This window comes from Lentzea sp. NPDC058436 (assembly GCF_042721515.1).
Classification (GTDB): Bacteria; Actinomycetota; Actinomycetes; order Mycobacteriales; family Pseudonocardiaceae; genus Lentzea.
This window is the reverse complement of record NZ_JBHXLF010000029.1, coordinates 60,877-77,627: the sequence shown is the minus strand read 5'-3', so window position 1 is coordinate 77,627 and position 16,751 is coordinate 60,877. Positions and strand designations below refer to the sequence as shown.

Annotated in this window: 15 protein-coding genes; 5 read left to right on the top strand and 10 right to left on the bottom strand. The window is 69.0% G+C overall.

Translation table 11 applies throughout. From position 1 onward, the window contains the following. Nucleotides 1–161: 161 nt before the first annotated feature. On the bottom strand, nucleotides 162–2,144 hold the full coding sequence (gene acs, locus ACFWN2_RS43160) for an acetate--CoA ligase (RefSeq protein ID WP_382436462.1): 1,983 nt from the start codon (nucleotides 2,142–2,144) through the stop codon (nucleotides 162–164). Between the two features lie 259 nt (nucleotides 2,145–2,403). Here acs and ACFWN2_RS43155 point away from each other — a divergent pair, with 259 nt between their 5' ends. Next, nucleotides 2,404–3,132, top strand: a complete 729-nt coding sequence (locus ACFWN2_RS43155) for an oxidoreductase (protein WP_382436461.1) — start codon at nucleotides 2,404–2,406, stop codon at nucleotides 3,130–3,132. Here the strand turns inward: ACFWN2_RS43155 and kynU are convergent. Both kynU and ACFWN2_RS43145 read right to left on the bottom strand, forming a co-directional pair. Then, entirely contained in the window at nucleotides 3,122–4,285 is a 1,164-nt protein-coding gene (kynU, locus tag ACFWN2_RS43150; RefSeq protein WP_382436460.1) for a kynureninase, read from the bottom strand. The two genes, ACFWN2_RS43155 and kynU, sit on opposite strands and share 11 nt — an antisense overlap. Further along, complete coding sequence (locus tag ACFWN2_RS43145) at nucleotides 4,219–5,034, bottom strand: tryptophan 2,3-dioxygenase family protein (RefSeq protein ID WP_330855210.1); 816 nt, start codon at nucleotides 5,032–5,034, stop codon at nucleotides 4,219–4,221. Before ACFWN2_RS43145 ends, kynU begins: the two co-directional genes overlap by 67 nt. A gap of 105 nt (nucleotides 5,035–5,139) precedes the next feature. Between ACFWN2_RS43145 and ACFWN2_RS43140 the strand changes: the two genes are divergently transcribed. From ACFWN2_RS43140 to ACFWN2_RS43130, 3 genes are read left to right on the top strand one after another with little or no spacing between them, the layout of a single operon-like run. Next, entirely contained in the window at nucleotides 5,140–5,580 is a 441-nt protein-coding gene (locus ACFWN2_RS43140) for an Lrp/AsnC family transcriptional regulator (protein ID WP_211257779.1), read from the top strand. A 38-nt stretch (nucleotides 5,581–5,618) separates the two neighbouring features. Next, entirely contained in the window at nucleotides 5,619–6,050 is a 432-nt protein-coding gene (locus tag ACFWN2_RS43135) for an RrF2 family transcriptional regulator (protein WP_382436459.1), read from the top strand. Beyond that, on the top strand, nucleotides 6,047–7,177 hold the full coding sequence (locus ACFWN2_RS43130) for a globin domain-containing protein (RefSeq protein ID WP_382436458.1): 1,131 nt from the start codon (nucleotides 6,047–6,049) through the stop codon (nucleotides 7,175–7,177). Before ACFWN2_RS43135 ends, ACFWN2_RS43130 begins: the two co-directional genes overlap by 4 nt. On the opposite strand, the gene murQ is transcribed toward ACFWN2_RS43130, so the two are convergent. The 3 genes from murQ to ACFWN2_RS43115 all read right to left on the bottom strand — a co-directional run bounded on the left by murQ (nucleotide 7,166) and on the right by ACFWN2_RS43115 (nucleotide 9,511). Then, nucleotides 7,166–8,077: an N-acetylmuramic acid 6-phosphate etherase gene (gene murQ / locus ACFWN2_RS43125; RefSeq protein ID WP_382436457.1), complete on the bottom strand. Its 912-nt coding sequence runs from the start codon at nucleotides 8,075–8,077 to the stop codon at nucleotides 7,166–7,168. The two genes, ACFWN2_RS43130 and murQ, sit on opposite strands and share 12 nt — an antisense overlap. Continuing rightward, the gene (locus tag ACFWN2_RS43120; protein ID WP_382436456.1) at nucleotides 8,074–8,994 is read right to left on the bottom strand and encodes a MurR/RpiR family transcriptional regulator; all 921 of its coding nucleotides are present in this window, start codon (nucleotides 8,992–8,994) and stop codon (nucleotides 8,074–8,076) included. The genes murQ and ACFWN2_RS43120 overlap by 4 nt, the downstream gene beginning before the upstream one ends. A gap of 70 nt (nucleotides 8,995–9,064) precedes the next feature. Then, the gene (locus ACFWN2_RS43115) at nucleotides 9,065–9,511 is read right to left on the bottom strand and encodes a carboxymuconolactone decarboxylase family protein (RefSeq protein WP_382436455.1); all 447 of its coding nucleotides are present in this window, start codon (nucleotides 9,509–9,511) and stop codon (nucleotides 9,065–9,067) included. A 50-nt stretch (nucleotides 9,512–9,561) separates the two neighbouring features. Between ACFWN2_RS43115 and ACFWN2_RS43110 the strand changes: the two genes are divergently transcribed. Beyond that, entirely contained in the window at nucleotides 9,562–10,899 is a 1,338-nt protein-coding gene (locus tag ACFWN2_RS43110) for a PLP-dependent aminotransferase family protein (protein ID WP_382436454.1), read from the top strand. Here the strand turns inward: ACFWN2_RS43110 and ACFWN2_RS43105 are convergent. The 4 genes from ACFWN2_RS43105 to ACFWN2_RS43090 form a co-directional block, all read right to left on the bottom strand. After that, nucleotides 10,882–12,405, bottom strand: coding sequence for a serine hydrolase domain-containing protein (locus ACFWN2_RS43105; RefSeq protein ID WP_382436453.1), 1,524 nt, complete (start codon nucleotides 12,403–12,405; stop codon nucleotides 10,882–10,884). The two genes, ACFWN2_RS43110 and ACFWN2_RS43105, sit on opposite strands and share 18 nt — an antisense overlap. Before the next feature lie 7 nt (nucleotides 12,406–12,412). Next, the gene (locus tag ACFWN2_RS43100) at nucleotides 12,413–13,618 is read right to left on the bottom strand and encodes an exo-beta-N-acetylmuramidase NamZ domain-containing protein (protein ID WP_382436452.1); all 1,206 of its coding nucleotides are present in this window, start codon (nucleotides 13,616–13,618) and stop codon (nucleotides 12,413–12,415) included. Next, a complete protein-coding gene (locus tag ACFWN2_RS43095) occupies nucleotides 13,615–15,270 on the bottom strand; it encodes a glycoside hydrolase family 3 N-terminal domain-containing protein (protein ID WP_382436469.1) in 1,656 nt (551 codons plus the stop codon). The genes ACFWN2_RS43100 and ACFWN2_RS43095 overlap by 4 nt, the downstream gene beginning before the upstream one ends. Before the next feature lie 630 nt (nucleotides 15,271–15,900). Then, nucleotides 15,901–16,695: an HAD-IB family hydrolase gene (locus ACFWN2_RS43090; RefSeq protein ID WP_382436451.1), complete on the bottom strand. Its 795-nt coding sequence runs from the start codon at nucleotides 16,693–16,695 to the stop codon at nucleotides 15,901–15,903. Nucleotides 16,696–16,751: the final 56 nt, after the last annotated feature.

Here is a 16,751-nt window from a genome sequence, read left to right as displayed (position 1 = left end):
ACGCCCCCGTACAACCAGTACGGGGGCGTGGGGGCGGCACCACGAGACGCCCGTCTGACCGCGAATTGCCTCGGCAAGATTCCGCGCCACAGCACTTGTTGCGATCTTAACGCGAACGGGCGCCCTCAGGTGAGGACGCCCGTCACGTTTCGAAGCGAAAATCAGTCCTCGGACTTGCCCGACTGCAGACCCGCCGAGATCAGGTCCATGACCGACGAGTCGGCCAGCGTCGTCACGTCGCCGACCGTGCGGTTCTCCGCGACGTCGCGCAGCAGGCGGCGCATGATCTTGCCCGAACGCGTCTTCGGCAGCTCCGGCACGACCATGATCTGACGCGGCTTCGCGATCGGGCCGATCTCCTTGGCCACGTGGTCGCGCAGCGCCTTGATCGCGTCGGCACCACCGGCGTCCGCGCCCGCGCCGCCGCGCAGGATCACGAACGCCACGATGCCCTGACCGGTCGTCTCGTCGGACGCGCCGACGACGGCGGCCTCGGCCACGGTCGGGTGCGACACGAGCGCCGACTCGACCTCGGTGGTCGAGATGCGGTGACCGGACACGTTCATCACGTCGTCGACGCGGCCGAGCAGCCAGATGTCGCCGTCGTTGTCGTACTTCGCACCGTCACCGGCGAAGTAGAAGCCCTGGTCCTTGAAGCGCGACCAGTACGTGTCGCGGTAGCGCTCCTCGTCGCCCCAGATGCCGCGCAGCATCGACGGCCACGGCTCGTCGAGCACCAGGTAGCCACCGCCACCGTGCGGGACCTCGACGCCCTCGTCGTTGACGACCTTCGCGCCGATGCCGGGCAGCGGGCGCTGCGCCGAACCGGGCTTGGTCGAGATCACGCCGGGCAGCGGGGAGATCATGATCGCGCCGGTCTCGGTCTGCCACCACGTGTCGACGATCGGGGCCTTGCCGCCGCCGATGTTCTCGCGGTACCAGATCCACGCCTCGGGGTTGATCGGCTCGCCGACCGAACCCAGCACCCGCAACGAGGACAGGTCGTACTTCGCCGGGATGTCCGCGCCCCACTTCATGAAGGTGCGGATCAGCGTCGGCGCCGTGTAGTAGATCGAGACGCCGTACTTCTGCACGATGTCCCAGTGCCGGCCCTCGTTCGGGGTGTTCGGCGTGCCTTCGTAGACGACCTGCGTCACGCGGTTCGACAGCGGGCCGTAGACGATGTAGCTGTGGCCGGTGACCCAGCCGATGTCCGCGGTGCACCAGTAGACGTCGGTGTCCGGCTTGAGGTCGAACACGTAGTTGTGCGTGTACGACGCCTGCGTGAGGTAGCCACCGGACGTGTGCAGGATGCCCTTCGGCTTACCCGTGGTGCCCGAGGTGTAGAGGATGAAGAGCGGGTGCTCCGAGTCGAACGCCTCGGGGGTGTGCTGGTTGGACTGCGAGTCCACCAGCTCGTGCCACCACACGTCCTTGTCGGTCCACGCGACCTCGGTGTCGGTGCGCTTGACGACGATGACCTTCTCCACCGACGGCGCGCCGGCGACGGCCTCGTCGACGGCGGGCTTGAGCGGAGCCGGGTTGCCGCGGCGGTACTGGCCGTCGGTCGTGATCACGAGCCGGGCCTCGGAGTCCTGGATGCGGGTGCGCAGCGCCTCGGCGGAGAAACCGCCGAACACGACGTTGTGCAGCGCGCCGACGCGGGCGCAGGCCAGCATCGAGAAGATCGCCTCGGGGATCATCGGCATGTAGATCGCGACGCGGTCCTCGGCGCCGATGCCCAGCGACGTCAACGCGTTCGCGGCCTTGGAGACCTCGCGCTGCAGCTCGGCGTAGGTGATGGCGCGGCTGTCGCCGGGCTCGCCCTCCCAGTGGATGGCGACCTGCTCGCCGTGGCCGGACTCGACGTGGCGGTCCACGCAGTTGTAGGCGACGTTGAGCTTGCCGCCGACGAACCACTTGGCGAACGGCGCGCCGGACCAGTCGAGCACCTGGTCCCACTTGGTTTCCCAGTGCAGCCGTTCCGCCTGCTTCGCCCAGAACGCCTCGCGGTCGGCCTTCGCCTCCTCGTACAGCGCGGGCTGTGCGTTCGCCTGTGCCGCGAACTCGTCGGAAGGCGGGAACGTCCTGCTCTCCGTGAGCAGGTTGTCCAGAGCGTTGCCCTGGCCTGGCGACTGCGTCATGGTGCGAGACCTCCTGGAAAGTCCAGACCTGTCGGGGATGCGGGTACTGACCGTAGTGCGAGCCAGTTCACTTCCGACAGGTTCCTCCCCAAAAAGGTTCAGACCAATCTGGGGAGGTCGGTTACACGGCTGTCATTGTGTAACCCGTTTTGTCTGGTCCGGGCACGTGTGGCGCGTTGAACGGACGAAGTTGCGCGCTCAACGGTCCCCTCAGTGAGCTGGGTCACGGGTTTCACCTGGTCAGGTACTCTGCGCGACCGTGACCGATCCTCTCGCTCCGCTGCTTTCCTTGCCCGGCGTGGCAGACGCCGCGAACGCCGCCAAGGACGCCGTCTTCCAGGTGCACCGCCATCGGGTGAACCTGCGCGGCTGGGCCACGACGGCGGCGGAGGCGTCCGTCCGCGCGGCCCGTGCGTCGGCGGCTCTGGAGGGCGGTCCGACCGAGATCCCGGAGTCCGGCGAGGTCTCCGACCCGGTGCTCGCCGGGTCGTTGCGGATCGCCGAGGCGCTGGGCGGACTGGTCGCGACCTGGCAGCGCGCGCCGTTGCAGGCCCTCGCGAAGCTGCACGTCCTCGCCGCCGCCGACCTGACCACCGACGTCGGACGGCCGCGCGTCTCGCAGGACGTGTCGCAGCGGCTGGACCTCCTGGGCTCGCTCGTCACCGGCGGGACGTCCGTGCCGGCGCCGATCGTCGTCGCGGTGGTGCACGGCGAACTGCTCGGGCTGGCGCCGTTCGACGTCGCCAACGGGGTCGTCGCCCGTGCGGCCGCGCGGATGACGTCGATCTCGACGGGGCTCGACCCCAAGGGCCTCGGCGTGCCGGAGGTGGCGTGCCTGCGGCGTTCGTCGGAGTACGAGGCGGCGTCCGTGGCGTTCGCGTCCGGGTCTCTCGAAGGCCTGGCCCAGTGGATCCTGTTCGTCTGCTCGGCGCTGGAGGCGGGCGCCCGCGAGGCTCGCAGCATCGCGGACGCCGCGCTCACCGGGTGATCTCCGCCAGCGTCTCGGCGGCCTTGATCGCGTCCTCGTCGGTCACGTAGAGCGGGGCGAACCCGAACCGCAGGACGTCCGGCGGCCGGTGGTCGCCGATGACCCCGCGCGCGATCAGTTCGTCCATCACGGCCCTGGCGTCCTGGCAGCGCACCGAGATCTGGTTGCCGCGGTTCTCGGGCGTGATCACTTCGAGGTTCGTGAGCTTCTCGACGTGCTCGCGGAACAGGGCCGTGAGGGCCAGCCCGCGCTGCCGCAGCTCGACCAGGTCGACGTCGTCCCACACGTCCAGTGACGCGTCGAGGGCCAGCATCGACAGGATGTCCGGCGTGCCGACGCGTGCGCGCGCGATGCCGGGATCCGGTTCGTAGGACGGCTTCATGCCGAACGGCTCGCGGTGCCCGTTCCAGCCCGAGAGCGGGTTCTCGAAGGTCGCCTGCCGGTGCTTCGGCACGTAGATGAACGCCGGCGAGCCCGGTCCGCCGTTGAGGAACTTGTAGGTGCAGCCGATCGCGAAGTCGACTTGGAGGGCGTCCAATTCGATCGGCAGCACGCCCGCGCTGTGGCAGAGGTCCCAGACGACCTGCGCCCCGGCGGCGTGCGCCTGCTCGGTGAGCGCCTTCATGTCGTGCAGCTCGCCGGTCCGGTAGTCGACCTGGTTGAGCAGCACCACGGCGGTGTCGCCCGTCAGGTCCAAAGAGGACGGATGCGCAGCACGGATCTTCATACCTGTCAACGAGGCCACGGACTGCGCGATGTAGCCGTCGGTCGGGAACGTCGACTCGTCGCACACGATCTCGGTGCGGTCGGTGTCCTTCACCGCGCCCATCAACGCCTTGAAGACGTTGACCGACGTCGAGTCGCCGACCACGACCTGTCCGGGAGCGGCCCCGATCAGCCGGCCGACGCGGTCGCCGACCCGTTGCGGTGCCTCCCACCAGCCTTCGCTCCACGACCGGATGAGCCGCGTTCCCCACTGGTGCGCAACGACTTCCTGCATCCGCGCGGCGACGTGCCTCGGTGGTGCGCCGAGCGAGTTGCCGTCGAGGTAGATGACACCTTCGGGGATGTCGAACAGCTCACGCCTCACACGTAACTCCTCGCGGTCCAGAGCTCGGGGAACACCGCCCGTTGGGTGCGCTTCTCCAGCCATGCAACACCAGCGGAGCCACCCGTGCCGACCTTCGACCCCATCGAACGACGCGTCGCGAGCAGGTGGTCGTAGCGCCAGCGCGCGAACTCCTCGGCGATGTCGGTCAGCGCCTCGCCCAGCTCCAGCAGGTCGCGGTCGTCGCCGCGGTAGATCGCCGCCCACACCTGCTCGACCTCGGCGGACGGCTCGTAGGCCTGGGTCAGGTCGCGGTCCAGCACGGCCTGCGGGACGTCGAAACCCTTGCGCCGCAACGCGGCCAGCACGTCGTCGTAGAGCGACGGCTCACCCAGCGACTTCTCCAGCTGGTCGTGCATCGCGGGCACCGCGCGGTGCGGCACGAGCATCGACCTGGACTTCTCGCCGAGCAGGAACTCCATCTCGCGGTACATGCCGCTCTGGAAGCCGGAGCCCTCGCCGAGCGCGTCGCGGAACGAGTTGAACTCGGTCGGCGTCATCCGCGCGATCGGCCGCCAGGCCGCGGACAGAGCCTGGAGGTGCAGGTCGGACCTGCGCAGGGTGCGGACGGCCGCGCGCAGGTCGTCGGCGCGCAGCTCGGTCTGGGCCTGCCTCCACTCGAAGCAGAGCAACCCGAAGTACAGCTCCATCACCTGCGTGATGACCAGGAACGACATCTCGCGCGGATCTTTGGACCACTGCTGTTGAAGGGTGTGCAACACCGACGCGTGCACGTAGTCCTCGTACGGCGTGGTGCCGCCGAAATCCAGCTTGGGGGACACGGGGCAGCTCATGGCTCAATCGTCGCCGGAACCGCTCGTCACCTGAATGGGCGACGAAAGGCGTTCGCGCCAAAGTTCTTCCAAACGCAAAACGGATCGCCGAGTAGCTTTGCGTTCATGTTGGACGAGGTGGACAAGGCCCTGTTGGAGGCGCTCCAAGAGGATGCGCGCCTGTCGTACAACGAGCTCGCGCGTCGAGTCCACGTCTCGCCACCGACGGTCGCCCAGCGGGTGCGCCGGCTGGAGAACATGGGCGCGATCACCGGCTATCGCGCCGTGGTCGACCCCACCGTCGTCGGACGTCCGGTCGTCGCGTTGGTGCGCATGAAGTGCTACGGCCCCCGGTGCATCACGGTGCACCCGGAACTGCTCGACGACCTCCCCGAGGTGGTCGAGGTCGTTCGGCTGACCGGGGACATCTGCTCGGTTGTGAAGGTCGTCACGACGTCCATCGTGGAGTTGGAACGCCTGCTGGTCCGGCTGGCCGCCCACGGGGAGACGTCCAGCGCAATGGTGCTGTCGACGCCGATCCCGTGGCGTCCGGTGTTGCCCGGATAACATGCATCTGAGATTCCAATTAAGCTAACGTCGGCTCCGTGAGGCTGACCAAGAGCACCGACATCGCGCTGCGGATCGTGATGCGGCTGGCCGTCGCCGGCCCGGCGAACCCGACCACACGGGAAGTCGCCGAGGTCATGGGCGTGCAGTACACCCACGCGGCCAAGGTCGTCGCCCAGTTGCAGCACCTAGGCGTCGTGGAGGCGCGGCGCGGCAGGGGCGGTGGGCTCGCGCTCACCGACCAGGGCCGCTCCGGCTCGATCGGCCACCTGATGCGGCAGCTGGAAGGCGTGGGCGACGTCGTCGACTGCGAGGGCGACGTGCCGTGCCCGTTGAGCTCCGCCTGCCGGTTGCGGCGTGCGCTGCGCCAGGCCCAGGAAGCGTTCTACGCCTCGCTCGATCCACTGCGCGTCGAGGACCTCGTCGCTGATCCCACCGGTCCTGTGCTGCTCACCCTGCAGCTGAAGTGAGGAAGACGATGTTGTCCTCGAAGTCGGCCGAGCTGGTCGAAGCCACCCTGCCCGCCGTCGGTGCCGCTATCGGCGAGATCAGCGCGTTGTTCTACGAGCGCATGTTCGAAGAGCACCCGATCCTGCTGCGCGACATGTTCAACCGCGGCAACCAGGCCAACGGCACGCAGTCGCAGGCGCTCGCGGGCTCGATCGCCGCCTTCGCGTCCGGTCTGCTCGCCGGTCAGACGCCCGACGCGATGCTGCGGCGCATCGCCCACAAGCACGTGTCGGTCGGCGTCACGCCCGGCCAGTACGCGGTCGTGCACAAGCACCTGCTCGGTGCCGTCGCCGAGGTTCTCGACGTGGACGCCGAGGTCGCGGCGGCGTGGAGCGAGGTCTACTGGCTGATGGCCGACACGCTGACCGGCCTGGAGCGGTTCCTGCCGCAGGGGCAGCAGGAGCACCGGGTGATCGCGCGGTTCCAGGAGACCGACGACGTCGTGACGTTCGTGGTCAGGCCGCTCGACGGCCAGGTGCGCGCGGGCGAGCCGGGGCAGTACGTGTCGGTGCAGGTGCCGCTCGCCGACGGTGCCCGGCAGATCCGCCAGTACAGCCTGTCCGGACGGTCCGACGACGCACTGCGGTTCTCGGTGAAGCGCGACGGCGAGGTGTCGAACCACCTGCACGACAACGTGCCGGTCGGCAGCACCGTGCTGGTCAGCCAGCCGGCCGGGGACCTGACGCTGCAGCCCGGCGACGGGCCGGTGCTGCTCGCGTCGGCGGGGATCGGCTGCACTCCGATGATCTCGATGCTCGCCGACCTGGCCTTCACCGACTCGCCACGGCAGGTGATCGCGGTGCACGGCGACCGCGACCAGCTCACGCACCCGTTCCGCGCGGAGCTCGCCCAGCTCGTGGCCAAGCTGGAGGACGCGCGGGCGCACGTCTTCTACGAACGGCCGATCGGGGACTGGCCCGCGGACAGGACCGGGTTCGTCGACCTCGCCGGGGTCGAGGTGCCGGCGGACACCACCGCCTACCTGTGCGGACCGGTGCCGTTCCTGCGCGCGATGAGGGCCCAGCTGATCGAGCTGGGCGTCACCGACATCCACTACGAGGTGTTCGGCCCCGACCTAACCCGCTAGCCGGTCCAGCGCGTTGCGGACGTGGCCCTTCGTGTCCTCCAACGCGGCGGCCGCACGTTCGGTCGGTGCACCGGACAGCAGGTGCACCAGCGCCACCTTGAGGTCGCCGGACGCGTCCGCCAGCGCCTGCTCGCAGGCGTTCTCGGACTGCCCGGTGGCCTCGTGCAGGATCCGGATGGTCCGGCCGCGCAGCTTCGCGTTCGTCGCGCGCATGCTGACCATCAGGTTCGAATAGGTGCGGCCTAGCTTGACCATCACCGCCGTGGAGAACGACGTCAGGACCAGCTTCTGGGCCGATCCCGCCTTCATCCGCGTGGAGCCGGCGATGGCCTCAGGGCCGGTGTTCAGCGCGACGAGGACGTCCGGCGTGAACGGCACCGAGGCGTTGTTCGAGACCAGCACGGTGTGGGCGCCAAGCGCTTGCGCCTCCTGCAGCGCGCCGATCACGAACGGCGTGCGCCCGGACGCCGTCACGCCCACGACCAGGTCCTTCGAGGTCGCGTGGCGCAGGATCTGGGCGGCACCCGAGTGGTCCTCGACCTCCTCGACGGCGCGGACGAGGGCTTCCGGGCCGCCCGCGTGGTGGGCGACGAACCAGTCGGAGGGGACGTTGAACGTCGGCACGAGCTCAGCGGCGTCCAGCGTGGCCAGGCGACCCGACGTGCCCGCGCCGACGTAGTGCACGCGGCCGCCGGACATGATCGCCTCGACGCCGAGGTCGACCGCGCGGGCCAGGTCCGGCAGCGCCTGCGCCACCGCCGCCGGCACCGTGCGGTCCTCGTCGTTGATCATGCGGAGCACGTCGATCGTGGCCACCCGGTCGATGTCCGCGGTGCGCGGGTTCCGCTGCTCGGTCGGAGACTCCACGCGCACCACCACACCGTCCCGGGGGGAGGTCATTTAGACGTCTCCCGCGGCCGCCGCCGGCCGTCCGGTCTCGCGCCGAGCCGGTGTCCCGACACCGCCTCGTAGGTCGCCTCCAGCGCCGTCTTCGCCGTGTCGACGTGGTGCTGGGCGACGCCGATGAACAGGCAGTCGATCACCGTGAGCTGGGCGATGCGGCTCGCCATCGCACCCGAGCGGAACGTGGTCTCGCGCGCGGCCGTGGTCAGCACGTGGTCGGAGACCTCGGTGATCGGCGAGCGCGGGAAGTTCGTCAGCGCGACGGTGGTGGCGCCGGTCTCGCGGGCGACGCGCAGGGCCTCGACGGTCTCCGCGGTCGAGCCGGTGTGCGAGATGCCGACGGCGACGTCCGCCTCGGTCAGCACGGCGGCGGACGTCAGCGCGATGTGCGTGTCGTTCCACGCGAAGCAGGTGAGCCCTATGCGGTGCAGCTTCTGCTGCAGGTCGAACGCCACGAAAGCGCTGGCACCGAACCCGTAGACGTCCACGCGGCGGGCGCCCGCGACCGCCTGGACGACCTTGTCGAGCGACTCGACGTCGAGCTGCTCGGCGGTCTCCTCGACGGCGCGGGCGTCGGCGAACGCGACCTTGCCGACGACCTGCTTGAGGTCGTCGCCCGGTCCGATGTCGCCGCCCATGTCGTGGTTGGCCCTGGCCTGGCTGCGGGCCGTGTCGGCGGCGAGCGCGATGCGCAGCTCCGGGTACCCGCCGACGCCGATGGCCTTGCAGAACCGCGTCACCGTCGTCTCACTGGTGCCCGCCTGCTCGGCGACCTCGGTGATGCTGCGGTGCGCGACAGTTCCGGGGTTCTCCAGCACCACCTTCGCGACGCGCTGCTCCGCGCGCGCGAGACCCGGCAACAACGACCGGATCTTCACCAATGGGCTGGATTCGGCACTGCTCTCAGTGGACACGTGGGAAACTTACTAACCGCCAGTTCAACGGTCAACGGAGTGTGTCCGAAAGTCACTCGGTCGGCAGGAGTCAGCGGACGGCGGGCTTCTTGCGCGTGGAGACCGCGATCCGGTTCCACGAGTTGATGGTGAAGATCAACGCGATGAGCTGCGCGAGCTCGTCCTCGCCGAAGTGCTTCGCGGCCTGCTCGTAGACGTCGTCGTTGACGTACTCGTGGCTGCTCAGGACGGTGATGGCCTCGGTCAGGCGCAGTGCCGCCTGCTCCTTCTCGGTGTAGAGGTCGCCTGCCTCCTCCCACGCGTTGAGCAGGTAGATGCGGGCCTCGGACTCGCCGCCCATCCGCGCGTCGGCCGTGTGCATGTTGAGGCAGTAGGCGCAGTGGTTGAGCTGGGAGGCGCGAATCCGCACGAGTTCGGCGAGCTGCTCGTCGAGACCTTCGCGGGCGGCGGCGTCGAGGGCGATCATGGCGCGGTAGACCTTCGGTGCCCGCTTGGCGAGGTCGATGCGGTTCGTCATGGCTGAAAACCTATGACGCCCATTGGCCCTGGGCATGGTGCAATCTCCACGTGCAATCGTGGGCCAATCTCGACTTCCACCTGGACCTGTCCGGACCGGGTGGCCTGCGGCACCGGCTGACGGCGTCGCTGCGGGAAGCGGTGCGATCGGCGCGGCTGCCTCCCGGCACGAGGCTGCCGGCCTCGCGGTCGCTCGCCCTCGACCTCGGGATCGCGCGCAACACCGTGGCCGAGGCGTACGCGGAGCTCGTCGCGGAAGGGTGGCTGACCGCGCGTCAGGGGTCGGGAACCGTTGTCGCGCAACGAGTCGCGCCGCCCGCGCCGGTGACGCGCCAGGCGCAGGAGCCGGACGTGCGGTTCGACCTGACGGTGTCGACGCCGGACGTCACGGAGTTCCCGCGCGCGGAGTGGATCCGGTCGACGCGGCGGGCGCTGACGGCGGCGCCCTCGGAGGCGTTCGGGCCGGGGGACCCGCAGGGGCGGATCGAGCTGCGGACGGAGCTCGCCGAGTACCTGGCACGGGCACGGGGCGTGCGGGCCGATCCCGAGCGGATCGTGGTGTGCTCGGGGTTCGGCGGCGCCGTGCAGATGTTCGACCGGCTGCTCGCGGCACCGGTCGTCGTCGAGGAGTACGGGCTGAGGTTCCACCGGTCGCTGTGGACGTCGACGGTGCCGTTGGCGGTGGACGACCACGGCGCGAACACCGAGCAGCTGCCTGACGACCGGCGTGCGTGCGTGTTGACGCCCGCGCACCAGTTCCCGTTGGGCGGACCGTTGCACCCACGGCGTCGCGCTGCTGCTGTGGAGTGGGCACGGCGCGTGAACGGCGTTGTGCTGGAAGACGACTACGACGGGGAGTTCCGCTACGACCGGCAACCCGTCGGCGCCGTGCAGGGGCTGGACCCGGAGCACGTCGTCTACCTCGGGACGTCGAGCAAGGCGTTGTCCCCGGCGTTGCGGATCGCGTGGATGGTGCTGCCCGACCGGTACGTGGACCCGATCCTGGCGTTGAAGACCGACCGCGAGCAGCACATCAGCATGCTCGACCAGCTGACGTTGGCCGACTTCCTGGCGTCGGGCGGGTACGACAGCCATGTGCGGCGGATGCGCCTCAAGTACCAAGGGCGCCGTGACCGGCTCGTGGAGGCCGTCTCGCCGTACGTGTCGGTGTCCGGCATCGCGGCCGGGATGCACGCCGTGCTGGAGACACCTCACGAAGAGGAGATCGTGCGAACCGCACGGGAACACGGGATCGAGGTCAGCCCTCTCTCGTGGTTCCGGCACGAGCTGAGCGACGACGACCGGACCGGTGTGGTGGTGAGCTTCGGAGCGCCCGCGTTCCCACGGGCGCTCCACGGCTTCACCGAGGTGCTAGCGCTGTGCTGCTGACCAGCCCTCGGCCGTGACGTCGCCGCGTGCGTGCACGTAGACGCCGCGGCCGTTGTACTGCCCGGCCTTGGTGTAGACGAACCTCGTCTTCACGGATTCCGTTGGCACCCAACGGCGTCCGGTCGTCGTGAGGACGCGGGCGTCCTGCCAGTCCGTGCCGTTCCAGTGCTGGATCGTCAGCTTGTCGCCCTTGTCGACGTCCACGAAGACCTCGACCGGGCGTTCCGCGGTGAGGGTGCCGCCGGAAGTCGTTGCCCGCCACTGCTTTCCGGGTGAGTCGACGGCGAGCGCGTTGGCCAGGCCGTCGGCGACCGCGCGGCGGGCCGGGTTGACGCTGCCCCAGTCACGGCTCGGGTGCACGCGGTTGGTCAGCAGGATCGCGATCGAGCGCGAGGCCTTGTCGATCACGAACGACGTGCCGGTGTACCCCGTGTGACCTGCGGTTCCCGGTCCGCTGAGCGCGCCCATGTACCAGCGCTGGTCGAGCTCGAAGCCGAGGCCGTGGGCGTTGTCGGGGAACTGCTGGTTGAAGTTCGTGAGCATCAGCTCGACGGAGTGCTCGGTGAGGATCCGGCGGCCGTTGTACGTGCCGCCGTTGAGGATCGTCTGGCCGAGGACCGCGAGGTCTTTCGCCGTGCCGAACACACCGGCGTGTCCGGCTACTCCTCCGAGGGACCACGCGTTCTCGTCGTGCACCTCGCCGCGGACGATGCCGCGTGGTGGTGCCGACTGGAACTCCGTGGCGGCCGTGCGGTCCTTGGACTTCGGGTTGTAGCCGGTGTTTTTCATGTTGAGCGGCTTGGTGATGCCGTCCCTGACCGCCTGGTCGAGGCGTTTGCCGCTCACCTTGAGGACCAGCTCGCCGAGCGTGATCAGGTTCAGGTCCGAGTAGACGTACGTGGTGCCGGGCGTCGACTTCGGCGTCACGTCCATCACGGCTTTGATGCGTGACGGGATGTCCGGGTACCGCTGCCACAACGGGATGAACGGTTCGAGGCCGCTCGTGTGTGTGAGGAGCTGCTTGACGGTGATGTTCTCCTTGCCGTTCACGCCGAACTCGGGCAGGTAGGTGGCGACGCGTTCGTCGATGGCGACGCGTCCCTTCTCGACCTGCTGGATCACCGCGATCGACGTGAAGAGCTTGGAGATGGAGGCGAAGTCGAAGATCGTGTCCTTCTGCATCGGGACGCGTTCGGCTTCGGGCAGCTGGGTCTGCTGGTCCTCGTACAGAACCGCGTAGCCCGTGCGGTCGTGCGTGACGATCTTGCCGTTGTGCACGTACATCGTCACGGCGCCGGCGAACAGCGGTTTGCCGTTGGCCTGCGGTTTCTGGAAGTCGCGGAGCTGCCCCAGGGCCGCGTTGATCGGCGCCGGGTCGAGGCCTGCCCACTGCGGTCTCGCCTCGCGCAGGATCGTCCAGCGGTTCGCGAAGCCGTCCTGGGGCTGGTCGAAGTGGCCGGGGACCGCCGTCGTCACGAGTGCGACGGCCAGGGCAGGGATGAGCATGGCGTCCTCACCGGTAGCGCAGGTAGGGCTGGCGGGTGCGGCGGAACTGCTGCAGCTCCTGCTGCCACGCACCGGTGATCTCGTCCAGGGGAGCCTGGGCGTCGATCATCCTGCGCAGCCGGTCGGAGCCGCTGAGCTTGTCGATCCAGTTGTCGGGCCGCCACGCGAAGACGTTCGGGTACAACGACTTCGCGGTGATCAGCATGGCGACGGCGGCCCTGATGGCGTCGAACTCGTGCGGGTCGGTGACGTGCAGGGTGACACCGCCGCAGGTCTTGCCCTGGAACTTGTTGAACGTCGGCGAGAAGTAGGTCTCGCGGAACCGGATCCCCTTGAGGTTCAGGGCGTTCAGCGCCTCGGCCCAGCGCCAGTCGACGTCCGGGGCACCGACCGTCTCGAACGGGCGGGTGGTGCCGCGACCCTCGGACAAAACCGTGCCCTCGAACAGGCACGTGCCGGGGTAGACGAACGCCGTGTCCTGGGTGGGCATGTTCGGGCTCGGCGGGACCCACGGCAGGCCCGTGTCGAGCTGGCTGCGACGCCAGTTCCGGACGTCGACCACCTTGAGGTTGGTCTTGAGGCCGAACTCGCCCTTGAAGAGGCGGGCGAGTTCGCCGACGGTCATGCCGTGTTGCTGCACGATCGGTTTGAGGCCCACGAAGGTGGCGTAGGCGGGGTCGAGCTGCGGGCCGTTCGCCGTGCCGCCGATGGGGTTCGGGCGGTCGAGGACGATGAAGTCGAGGTTCGCGGCGGCTTCCATCGCCTGGTACAGCGACCAGATGTAGGTGTAGAAGCGCGCGCCCACGTCCGCGATGTCGAACACGACCGTGTCGATGCCGGCCTTCGTGAACATCGCCTGGATCTTGGCGGGGGTGGCCTGGTACGTGTCGTACACCGGGATGCCGGTGCGCGGGTCGGCGTAGTCGCCCTCGGAACCCCCGGCCTGCGCCGTGCCGCGGAAGCCGTGTTCAGGGCCGAAGACGGCGGTCGGCTTCGCGCCGTGGGCGACCATCGAGTCGACGACGTGCGTCTGGTCCTTGAGGATGCCCGTCGGGTTCGTGAGCACGCCTACCTTGCGGCCCTTGAGCTTGCGCCAGCCGTCACTCGCGAGCTGTTCGGCGGCGGTGGCGAGCTTCGGGGCCGCGTTCGCGGTGGACGCGCTGACGAGGGGGACGGACAGCGCGCCCGCCGCGAGGAAGCTCCGCCGCCTCACCAGGTCACCCCGTGGCCGAACGGGTAGGGGGTCGGGCCGGGGACGTCGACGGGGAGCTTGCCCTGCGGCTTGGCCTCGCCGAGCAGGATCCTGGCCAGCGCCTCCATCGAGACCGTCGTGGTCGAGTAGGTGGCGAGCCACGTCTTGGCGTTGCTGTGCGCGACGTCGTACGGGTTGCCCGTGGCGGCCGCGATGACGGGCTTGCCGGTGGCGACGAGCTGGTTGATCAGGTCGACCTGGGCGGGCCTGGTGCTCGCGTTGTTGGTCAGCACGACGATCTTGTCCGCGTTCGCCGCCGCGGCCACGGCCTGCTGGATCTGCGCCGGCGTGGGGCTCGTGGCGGTGACGACCTTGGTGCCCTTGAGGCGCGTGGCCAGGGACGCGGTGGGGGCGTCCGCGGTGCCGACGACCAGGGGAGCGGTGGCGTTCAGGGGGATCGCCTGGCCGTCGTTGCGCACGGCCGTGATGGTGCGGTCGGCGATGGCCTGGGCCTTCTCGGTGTTCGAGCCGACGATGCGGTCGACCTGGTTCACGTCGGTCTCGGCGGTGAGCATGACGCCGCGCAGGAGCTTCATCTTGAGGATGCGCAGGACGCTCTCGTCGATGCGCTTCTCGGTGATCTCACCGCTGCGGACGGCCTTGATCACGCTGTCGATGGCCAGACCGAGGTTCGGCGGCATCAGCAGCTGGTCGACGCCCGCCTTGATGGCCAGCACCGGGATCTCGGCGTCGGAGTGCAGCTTGCGGACGCCCGCCATCTCCAGCGAGTCCGTGACCACGACGCCGTCGTACTTCAGCTCGTCGCGCAGCAGGCCGGTGATGATCTTCGGGCTGAGCGTCGCCGGGTTGCCGGACGGGTCGATCTGCGGCACCTGGATGTGCGCGGTCATGATCGAGTCGATCTTCGCGGCGATGGCGGCCTTGAACGGCGGCGCGTCGATCTGGCGCCACTGGTCGAGGCTGCGGTTCGAGACCGGCAGGGCGGTGTGGCTGTCCTCGGACGTGTCGCCGTGGCCGGGGAAGTGCTTGGCGGTCGAGGTCACCGAGGTCATATCGAACCAGCGGCGGCCCTCGTAGCCCTGGACCTGGGCGGCGGTCATGTCGGCGGCGAGCTTCGGGTCGCTGCTGAAGCTGCGCACGCCGATGATCGGGTTCGCCGGGTTGGAGTTGACGTCCGCGTCCGGGGCGAAGTTCTGGTTGATGCCCATCGCCCGGAGCTCCTGGCCGGTGATGCGCGCGGCCTCCTCGGCGTCCTTGACGTTCCTGCCCGCGCCGAGGGCCATGTTGCCCGGCAGCTGCGTGGCCGGCGGGCCGATGCGGGTGACGAGCCCCATCTCCTGGTCCGTCGAGATGAGCAGCGGGATGCGGCTGGCCTTCTGCAGGCCGTTGGAGAGCTCCGCGATCTGCTTCGGGGTGTCGACGTTGTCGCGGCTCGAGTTGTTGAAGTAGATGACGCCGCCGGGCTGGTACTTGCGCACCATGTCCGCGGCCGTCGCCACTCCGAAGTCCGTCTGGTTCTTGGGGTGCGGGACGTCGGCGGCCTGGCCGTTGACGTACGTGACGAAGAGCTGGCCGACCTTCTGTTCCAGCGACATCCCGCGGAGCGTGGTCACGGAGGCGTCCGCTCTCGCCACCGGCGTGAGGGCGACCATGGCAGTGACCAGCGTCAACGCGGCGATTTTCCGCACTTGGAAGAGCCTCCCGGTGATGTTCCCACAGATAACTGGCGCATTTCGCAAGTTACCCACGACAGTGGGGTGGGTCAACGGATGGCCATTGTGCCGTTCGGTGGCAGTTTTTGACGGAACAAGCAGACGGGGCGCCCCCGAGAGGGCGCCCCGTCTTCAGCGCGGGCTTGCGAGTTACCAAGCGTGCAACTCGTGTCGTACAACCCTGGCCTCGGCGTCCGGCGTCCCGGTACGCAGGCCCTAGACGACAAGCCTCCCGCGGCGTGCTGCGCGTGGGTACTCGAAGTCCGCGCACGGAGCTCTGCCGGGGTGGAGTCTGGCTTCTCTTCGCCAGGTCCCTGGCCGACCGGAGGTCCGCACCACCCATTTAAGTGCGTGGGCCCGGTCACAGCAAGGGCTCGGACGGGTGCACCGTTCAAGCCACGTTCAGTAGTGAAAGTACTGGCGTTTCTGGATTTGTGAGCGCGTGTTCGTGTTCGGGTACCGCTGGGCGGGCGGTGACGTGCACTCACGCGGGCACCACGTGCGCGGCGCGTTGCCGCTACTCGCCGGTACCGCTCACTTCCCGGTGCTTGTGGTTGCCAGGGCTTGACTTCAGCCGTTGTTGCGCTTGCGGCGCAGTCCGTACCAGGCAGCGCCGGCCGCCGCGACGGCGCCGAGGCTGATGGCGGTGACCGCCACTGCCTTGCCCGACGGGGTGGGGATGCGGCCGCGCAGGCTCACCGGGTCGACGAACTGCTGCACCGGCCAGTCCTTCTCGGCGGCGATGCGGCGCAGGCCCCTGTCCGGGTTCACGACCGTCGGGTGGCCGACGACCTCCAGCATCGGGAGGTCCGTGACGCTGTCCGAGTAGGCATAGCTCTTCGCGAGGTCGTAGCCGTGCTCGGCGGCGAGCTGCTTGATCATGACGGCCTTGTTGTCGGCGGCGCAGTAGAACTCGACCTCGCCGGTGTAGCGGCCGTCCTGGATCACCATCTTCGTGCCGACGCTGTAGTCCGCCCCGATCATCTGGGCGATGGGGGCGACCAGTTCCGCGCCGGACGCGCTGACGATGACCACGTCGTGGCCCTCCGCCTTGTGGTCGGCGATCAACTGCGTCGCTTCTTTGTAGACGAGCGGATCGACGATGTCGTGCAGCGTCTCGCTCACGATGCTGCGGATCTGCTCGACGTCCCAGCCGGCCGCGAGCGCGGTGATGTGCGCCCGCATCCGGTCCATCTGATCCGCGTCCGCGCCGGCGAGCATGAACACGAACTGCGCATATGCGCTCTTCAGGACCGCGCGGCGGTTGATCAGCCCCTCCTGGAAGAAGGGTCGGCTGAACGCCAGCGTGCTCGACTTCGCGATCACGGTCTTGTCGAGGTCGAAGAAGGCGGCGATCCGGCTCATGTGGCCCAGCTTAGGTGTACTCGCCGGTAGGCCGTTCGGGCGGCATTTCGTTCGTG